The sequence below is a fragment of the Pseudanabaena sp. BC1403 genome (assembly GCF_002914585.1).
GTDB lineage: Bacteria > Cyanobacteriota > Cyanobacteriia > Pseudanabaenales > Pseudanabaenaceae > Pseudanabaena.
Genome location: NZ_PDDM01000021.1, coordinates 90,878 through 98,315, shown reverse-complemented (window position 1 = coordinate 98,315; position 7,438 = coordinate 90,878). Strand labels below are relative to the sequence as shown.

Sequence of the window (7,438 nt, the reverse complement as noted above, 5' to 3'; positions counted from 1 at the left end):
CATTTTTGATGAATATCTTCCTAAATGGAATTATAGAGCCATTCCTCAAAATAACTGAAATGCATAAGTTATTTATTTTTCATTCCTTAGTCAGCCAAGATTAAAAAAATGCTACAGCCATTCATGTTAATCCCTTCCCAGTGAATAATTAGGCGTGCGCGGCAAAGCCGCGCACGCCTAATTATTCACTTTATAATGCCTATCTTTTTGGTGGGAAGGGAGTAGTCAAAAATTAAAAAAACAAAAGAGAATTGTGTCGCGAAGTGACGCAATTCTCTTTTTTGATCTTGCTATACAGAGGAGATCGTGTTAGATTGTTTGAATATCGTACTTTAATCAAAAATAGGCTTATGGAAAGTGACGATCCGCATCAAAGTAGATTTAGGCAATTCAGAGATAGTAAGCGCCATCAATTCTCGCCAAATATACAATTGCCTACCAATCAGGTCGTAGTGAATATTGGCGTATGGACAAAGGAACAGGTTAGTAATCTTGCCGAAAGTGTTAGGGATATTCATCTTCCCGATATGAGCACTAAATTAGAATTGCCATTGCAAAATTGTTCTGTCCCTGCGGGTTTCCCTTCTCCTGCGGAAGACTATGTGGAACATAAGCTCGATCTCAATAGTTATTTAGTGACTCATCCTGCGGCGACTTTCTTTGTGAGAACTTCAGGGAATTCGATGACTGGAGCACATATTCATGATGGAGATCTACTGATTGTCGATCGCTCTCTTGAAGCCACCCACGGCGATATCGTAATCGCTGTAGTACAGGGAGAAATAACTGTCAAACGCTTGCATTATCAGAAAGGAGAAGTTGCTCTAGTTCCTGAGAACGCTGGCTACAAGACGATTTTCATTAACGAACATTCCGAACTACATATTTGGGGAGTTGTCACTAATGTTATCCACAGTATTAGACCAAAAAGCCAAAAAAAGATTCGCTCTGGTCGATTGCAATAACTTTTACGTTTCCTGTGAACGTTTATTTAATCCCGCACTCATGGGAAAACCTGTAGTAGTCCTATCAAACAATGATGGTTGTGTAGTGGCGCGATCGCAGGAAGTCAAAGATCTCGGTATCAAGATGGGCGTGCCTGTCTTCCGAATCTACGAACTCATTAAGCGCTACGATGTTCAGGTCTACTCTTCTAACTACAGTCTTTATGGCGATTTATCAGGTAGAGTCATGTCTACATTGGCTTACTTTGCTCCCGATGTGGAAATCTACTCAATTGATGAAGCCTTTATCGATTTATCAGGGTTTCGATATCGTGACTTAACGGAATATGGCAATGAAATCCGTCAAAGAGTGCTGCAATGGGTGGGAATTCCAGTTTCAGTAGGAATTGCCCCGACCAAAACCTTAGCAAAGTTAGCCAATCTGATTGCTAAAAAATCTAACTCAGGTGTTTTCGATCTCAGTGTTTATCCATCTATTGATGAAATTCTATCTCAGGTAGATGTTGGTGATATTTGGGGTGTTGGCTTCAAATATGCTACTTGGCTGAGAGAAAAAGGCATCAATACAGCATTACAATTAAAAAATGCCGATGAGAGCTTGATTCGGAAAAAAATGGGTATCGTTGGTGTCAAATTGCAATTAGAGCTGAGAGGTGAATCTTGTTTAGCGATGGAGTTACTGGATAATCCCAAAAAAGGAACCTGCGTCTCTCGCTCTTTTCCACAGTCAATAGATACAATGCCCGAACTAAAAGAAGCTATCGCTTCTTTTACGCATCGAGCCGCAGAGAAACTACGACGGCAAAAACAAGCCGCCAGTGTGATCACCGTTTTTGCGAGAACTAGTCCTTTTCGAGATAATTTCTACTCAAATAGCGCCACCGCAGAATTGGATTTATCAACTAACTACACGCTTGAACTATCCCGTGTTGCGGCTCAGCTAACTGAAAGTATCTATCGCAAAGGACAAAATTTTAAAAAAGCTGGTGTGATCATGACAGGGCTTGTGTCTGAAAAGCAAGTCCAAGGTAATCTTTTTGATGTTAGTAATGATGAGGAAAAAATGCGATCGCGCAATCTGATGAGCGTAATGGATACGATCAATGAAATATATGGTAGGGATACTTTGCGGTTTGCGACCACTGGAGTGATCCAAGTCTGGAAAACTAAATCTGAACAGCGATCTCCAAAATATACAACCTGTTGGCAAGATCTACTCGAAGTTTCATAAAAAAAGAGGTGGTGCTTAGCACCACCTCTTTTTTTATGCCAACAATTTCTCAACTGCGGCAATCACATCCTCGGGTTGAGGAATCGTCAGATTTTCTAAGCCCCCGTTATAGGGAGTTGGTACATCAAGCGCAGCAAGACGCACAATCGGCGCATCAAGTTCATCAAAATAGCTATCATTAATCGAAGCAATGATCTCTGAACCAATGCTGGCGCAGCGCATACCTTCTTCAACAATCACAATGCGATGAGTTTTCCGCAACGAAGTAACAATGGTTTCCATGTCCAAAGGCTTGAGCGAAATCAAGTCAATCACTTCAGGATCGTAGCCTCTATCAACTAAAGTCTCGACTGCCTTGAGTACGTGGTAGCGCATCCGTGAATAGGTCAGGATCGTCACATCATTACCTTCGCGTACGATTTCGGCTTTGTCGAGAGGCAACAAATATTCTTCGTCGGGGATATCTTCCTTGAGGTTGTACAGCAACACATGCTCAAAGAAAAGGATCGGGTTATCATTACGAATTGCTGACTTCAGCAAGCCTTTGGCATTGTAAGGCGTGGAGCAAGCCACCATCTTAATCCCAGGCACAGCTTGAAAATAGGTTTCGAGACGTTGTGAATGCTCGGCTCCGAGGTTGCGACCAACGCCACCAGGCCCACGAATAACGATCGGGATTTTGAAATTACCGCCAGAGGTATAGCGCAACATCCCTGCATTATTGGAGATTTGATTAAAGGCGAGTAGCAAGAAGCCCATGTTCATGCCTTCGATGATCGGGCGTAAGCCTGTCATTGCTGAACCGATCGCCATACCTGTAAAGCTATTTTCTGCGATCGGGGTGTCGAGCAGGCGCAAGTCACCGTATTTTTTGTAAAGGTCTTTGGTTACTTTGTAGGAGCCGCCATAATGCCCCACGTCTTCGCCTAAAACATAAACGGCTGGATCGCGCTCCATTTCCTCATCGATCGCTTCTCTGAGGGCGTTAAAAAAAGTAACCTCTGCCATATAAATCTGTGATTGTGTCTATGATTATGTAAACAAGTCTTAAGCGATTATATCTTTTGGGGTGCGACAATACACACAACCTTGCTTGGGGATATTGTCACGATGAATGCTCAAAAATAGCTAGCCTTCATAAAAGCTATTTTTGCAATCGTCTTTCAATCATTTTTTCTAAAATTTAATTCGATACACTCTTGTTTCCAATTCACCATTCTAATGTCTCGCTACATTCACTAATGGGAGTTGCTAAACTTTCCACAATTGATGCTCCCACTTCGGGAATTTAGGGTAATATAAATTGTTTCTTGAATTCTTTCTCAATCTTCTTCGGAGAATAGAAAAGCATTATTGCGGTTTTCAGATAAGTACGATTTCGTTCTGAAAACTGCATAGATATTCTTGGGGTGGGAAGAAAGTATCTTCTCTCTGGCAAGGGAAATAATTGTTAGAAAGTTTGCCACTCTTCACGATTTAAGAAAAAGCCTTGACCTTCAGGATTTGTACAAGTAAGCCCATCAGTAGATGATTTACAAATGAATCCAGACTTTTTCCATGTCTGTCCATACTGAAGTATTGGATAATTTGAGGAATAAGCAGAATCTGAAGCACAGAGAACTTGAGCTTCTTTACTACGAGGTAATACCAGCCCACTACCCCAGTCAAATTCACAGGCTGGAGGCTTTGGAGGTATTGGTTTAAGCCTACTAACAATCTCGCAGCGCAAAAAAATATTTTGCAATGCTGAGCGCGCCGAATAGTCCCTGAGCAGACAATAAATGTTTTTGCTCGGCATTATAAATCCATTACTGCTGAAAATATCGCTAGTACTTGATTGGGCGATTGATTTGCTTTCTGTTGTCAAATCAGGAATAACAGAAGTGGATGGAATCGTTTCTTTTGAGGTTAGTTCTTCAGATTGATTTGAGGTGCGAGCAATTTGTGGAGTTAGTGCGATTGGGGTGCTCTTGGAAGAGGCATTGCTAATGGTGGATGCCGTTGTTGCTTGTGTTTGATTACAGGCAACAATAGTAGAGCATAGGAAAAATAGAATCAGTTTCTTTAAATTTGAAAATGATGATAGTTTTGCGATCGCAGTCAATAATATAGATCTGAGGCTTATAAAATTCAGGCTAAGCATAGAATAATTTATTGATTTATAAGAATATTTGGCAAAAATCTACCTAATTATTCCTGCAAAAAACTCAGACCTTGTAGTTGGGTAAATAGTTGCGATTGCCTCATCATTTTTTGTATCTTTTGACCTTAAGGTTTTAGGCTCCGTAATACGACCAATAGCTCGCTATCTTCACGCTTAAAGACTGGCAAAAATTCAATATGCTTGTAACGAATGATTCCGTGAATATCGATGATGCAGTAGGCGCGTTTACTCCCAAACAAACTAGCAACCCCATATTTTTTGCAAACATCTTGGTTGCGATCGCTGAGCAAGGGAAACTGTAAGCCCAACTTTTTGGAGAAAGCAATATGTTTTTCGATTGGGTCAGTACTAATACCTAATATCTCCGCTCCTGATTCACGAAACTTTGTCCAATCATCTGCAAAGCACTGCATTTCATTAGTACAAAGAGGCGAAAAATCCCCTGGGTAAAATGCTAGTACGACGTTTGTTTTACCTTCGTAGCGACTGAGCGTAATATCACCGCGATCGCTAGGCAAAGTAAAATCTGGAGCTTTTTGACCAACTTCGACAGACATAGAATTTCCTGTATTACCTTTTGATTTGGGATTTAGACTGGAGCATAGTACTTATTTCACAGCCAACCATAATCTTATCAAGAATAATCACCATGAAATGTTCTAAACCTCAAGGTCAATATCACCAATTAACAATCGAGCTATCTGGTGAACTTTATACAGCTTTACTAGAACAAGTCAAAATAACTGGCAAAACCGAAACCGATTTAGTAGTAGAGGGATTACAACAAGTTTTAAAGCAGACTGATGACAAAAAAGCAGAAAAAGATCGTTTCACGATCCTCGAAGCTAATTTAGAAAAAAAGCTCAAGCAATATGTAGACAGCTTAATCAAAGATCGCCAAAGCAATGTTGCTGCAAATCCAGAAATAAGCGATCGCAAATCATTTGAGCGAGTTCTACCAATTCCCACAATTCAACCATTACAAGTAGGCGATCTCGTATTGGTACTTGAACCCGATAGTCCTTATTACATGACAAAGCTTTTAGTAATTCGCACTAGCTTAATTAGAGCAACCGTGGATACCGATACAGGTGAAAAAACATTCTTAAAAAGAGATTTACGTTTTGTGGAATCTGCCCCAAAACAATAAAAGCGGCACTTTTATTTCCTAACTTTGGGCGATCGCAGAACTTTGATGGCAGTAAATCCTGTAATTGCTCCATAGATCGCGCCTTGCAAGGCGCTAGCCAATATTGTGGATTTCGCCATGTAGCCAAGATATAGCCCAAAAGTACTCAATGACAAAGCGATCGGGCTAGATATTAACCACACACCCGCCGCCCGAAATGATTTGAGTAATTGCCATTGGCAAATACCAACAATAGTCCCAATAATTGCAAAATCAATCATCAAAATTGAGAGTGATGGCATGTTTTGCGCATGAGAACGTAGTGATAGGGTTGGCAGAAAAAATACAATCGCTAGCCCCAAGATCCATCCCCACAGAGTTAGCGGTAACCACCAGCCCTCTTTGGCAAAGCGATCGCGTAGCACTAGAGACTGAGCGATAGAAATTCCCACTCCATGCAGTATTTCGTTAAGAAAAATACGCGATCGCAGATCGTAAGGGTCTTCCCAAACAAAGCTAGATAACAGCATATTGCCAATAACATTTGCAATCAGCCATAGCCACCAAAAGCTCCGTCCTACTTTTTTTGACATAGACTTTTGACTATAGACTTAAGGAAAACAGGTTAAACCATGACAGATACAGTATCAGGTAAATTAGCAGGCAAGAGAGCGATCGTTACTGGTGCAAGTAGCGGTATTGGCAAAGAAGTAGCATTGCGACTATTAGAATCGGGCGCACAGGTGAGTCTGCTTAGCCGCAATCCCGATCGCATTCTCCACGAACTACCCGCAGGTAGCAATACTAAAGGCTATGCGATTGACCTTGGTGATATCTCCCAAGTCTCTGCCAAGATACAAGCAATCGTTGCCGATATGGGCGGCGTGGATATTTTAATTAACAACGCTGGCATGGCTTATATCGGCGAATTGATCGATATGCCCCTGACTGAATGGCAGAAGTTGTTTGATCTCAACCTAACCAGTATATTTCAGTGTTTACAAGCAACGTTGCCAACCATGCGATCGCAAAAAAGTGGAACGGTGATTAACGTCGCTTCGATCGCTGCTAAGCAAGGCTTTCCTAATTGGGCTGCATATTGCGCCAGTAAATTTGCGCTATTAGGTTTAACTCAAGCGATCATGTTAGAGGAAAAGCCTCACGGCATCAAAATTATGGCAATCTGTCCTGGCTCAGTCGATACGCCACTATGGGATACCCTCGGTGATAAAGTGCCACCAAGTTTTAATCGCGCAGCTATGTTAAGCCCAGCTACTGTCGCCGATGCAATCATGACCTTGGTAAATCTTCCCGCCGATGCAATGATCAATGACTATGTGATCATGCCCAATGGAGAAGCTTTTTGAACTATAGCAATACAAAGTAAACTTTGTATTTAAAACCCAAAAGATGGGTGGTGGCGCGAAGCGCCGCCACCCATCTTTTGGGTTTTGATTTGCCCTAGCTATCTCTTGCATTGATATATAGCGCTTTGACGCTAGGCAAAGACTGGAATTTTAGCAAAAACATTGCTAGAAGTGTTGCTTTGCAACACTTCTAGCAATGTTTTTGGTTTTTATAGAATTTTTTGACGATAGATTAATTTCAGATAAATGTTCTTTATACTCATTGAATCCTCAATCAGTTTCCAGAAATTTTGTGGATCACAAAAAATCAATAATTATTTGCCTATTGATATTGCATCTCAAGGAAAACCCTTAACCAATTAGCCCTATCTATCTTCAGGATGGAATTAACTGAAACTTAACCATAATGACTTATAGCAGCTAAGGAATAGTCTAGAATTATTAATGAAAGTTAAACCACGACAGAAAAATTTCAATCTATCGAGAGAAGCAATAATTCCCGTAGATCTGCGAATATGGGAGAATATATTAAATTTTATAGTTTGAATTGCTAGTTAAACGCCGTTTTATGCTCGTGAAATT

8 protein-coding genes are annotated in these 7,438 nt (G+C 40.8%); 4 read left to right on the top strand and 4 right to left on the bottom strand.

The genetic code is table 11. The annotated features are described in order from the left end of the window. Window positions 1-527 precede the first annotated feature (527 nt). Window positions 528-965: a translesion error-prone DNA polymerase V autoproteolytic subunit gene (locus CQ839_RS17890; RefSeq protein WP_103669657.1), complete on the top strand. Its 438-nt coding sequence runs from the start codon at window positions 528-530 to the stop codon at window positions 963-965. A gap of 40 nt (window positions 966-1,005) precedes the next feature. After that, window positions 1,006-2,196, top strand: coding sequence for a Y-family DNA polymerase (locus CQ839_RS17885; protein ID WP_258040777.1), 1,191 nt, complete (start codon window positions 1,006-1,008; stop codon window positions 2,194-2,196). A 33-nt stretch (window positions 2,197-2,229) separates the two neighbouring features. Here CQ839_RS17885 and CQ839_RS17880 read toward each other — a convergent pair whose 3' ends face one another. The 3 genes from CQ839_RS17880 to CQ839_RS17870 form a co-directional block, all read right to left on the bottom strand. Beyond that, window positions 2,230-3,204, bottom strand: a complete 975-nt coding sequence (locus CQ839_RS17880; protein WP_103669647.1) for an alpha-ketoacid dehydrogenase subunit beta — start codon at window positions 3,202-3,204, stop codon at window positions 2,230-2,232. 442 nt (window positions 3,205-3,646) lie between these two features. Next, the gene (locus CQ839_RS17875; RefSeq protein WP_146048759.1) at window positions 3,647-4,339 is read right to left on the bottom strand and encodes a DUF6636 domain-containing protein; all 693 of its coding nucleotides are present in this window, start codon (window positions 4,337-4,339) and stop codon (window positions 3,647-3,649) included. A gap of 125 nt (window positions 4,340-4,464) precedes the next feature. Continuing rightward, window positions 4,465-4,917 (bottom strand): peroxiredoxin, encoded by a 453-nt coding sequence (locus tag CQ839_RS17870; RefSeq protein ID WP_103669645.1) that lies wholly within the window; start codon window positions 4,915-4,917, stop codon window positions 4,465-4,467. 92 nt (window positions 4,918-5,009) lie between these two features. On the opposite strand from CQ839_RS17870, the gene CQ839_RS17865 reads away from it, so the two are divergent. Next, window positions 5,010-5,510: a hypothetical protein gene (locus tag CQ839_RS17865; protein WP_103669644.1), complete on the top strand. Its 501-nt coding sequence runs from the start codon at window positions 5,010-5,012 to the stop codon at window positions 5,508-5,510. Window positions 5,511-5,521: 11 nt separating this feature from the next. On the opposite strand, the gene CQ839_RS17860 is transcribed toward CQ839_RS17865, so the two are convergent. After that, window positions 5,522-6,082 (bottom strand): hypothetical protein, encoded by a 561-nt coding sequence (locus tag CQ839_RS17860; RefSeq protein WP_103669643.1) that lies wholly within the window; start codon window positions 6,080-6,082, stop codon window positions 5,522-5,524. A gap of 39 nt (window positions 6,083-6,121) precedes the next feature. Between CQ839_RS17860 and CQ839_RS17855 the strand changes: the two genes are divergently transcribed. After that, window positions 6,122-6,856: an SDR family oxidoreductase gene (locus CQ839_RS17855; RefSeq protein WP_103669642.1), complete on the top strand. Its 735-nt coding sequence runs from the start codon at window positions 6,122-6,124 to the stop codon at window positions 6,854-6,856. Window positions 6,857-7,438 lie beyond the last annotated feature (582 nt).

Excerpts from the sequence above, each read along its gene's own strand:
- CQ839_RS17890 (WP_103669657.1), top strand. The coding sequence starts at position 528 with ATGAGCACTAAATTAGAATTGCCATTGCAAAATTGTTCTGTCCCTGCG.
- CQ839_RS17885 (WP_258040777.1), top strand. The coding sequence starts at position 1,006 with ATGGGAAAACCTGTAGTAGTCCTATCAAACAATGATGGTTGTGTAGTG.
- CQ839_RS17880 (WP_103669647.1), bottom strand. The coding sequence starts at position 3,204 with ATGGCAGAGGTTACTTTTTTTAACGCCCTCAGAGAAGCGATCGATGAG.
- CQ839_RS17875 (WP_146048759.1), bottom strand. The coding sequence starts at position 4,339 with ATGCTTAGCCTGAATTTTATAAGCCTCAGATCTATATTATTGACTGCG.
- CQ839_RS17870 (WP_103669645.1), bottom strand. The coding sequence starts at position 4,917 with ATGTCTGTCGAAGTTGGTCAAAAAGCTCCAGATTTTACTTTGCCTAGC.
- CQ839_RS17865 (WP_103669644.1), top strand. The coding sequence starts at position 5,010 with ATGAAATGTTCTAAACCTCAAGGTCAATATCACCAATTAACAATCGAG.
- CQ839_RS17860 (WP_103669643.1), bottom strand. The coding sequence starts at position 6,082 with ATGTCAAAAAAAGTAGGACGGAGCTTTTGGTGGCTATGGCTGATTGCA.
- CQ839_RS17855 (WP_103669642.1), top strand. The coding sequence starts at position 6,122 with ATGACAGATACAGTATCAGGTAAATTAGCAGGCAAGAGAGCGATCGTT.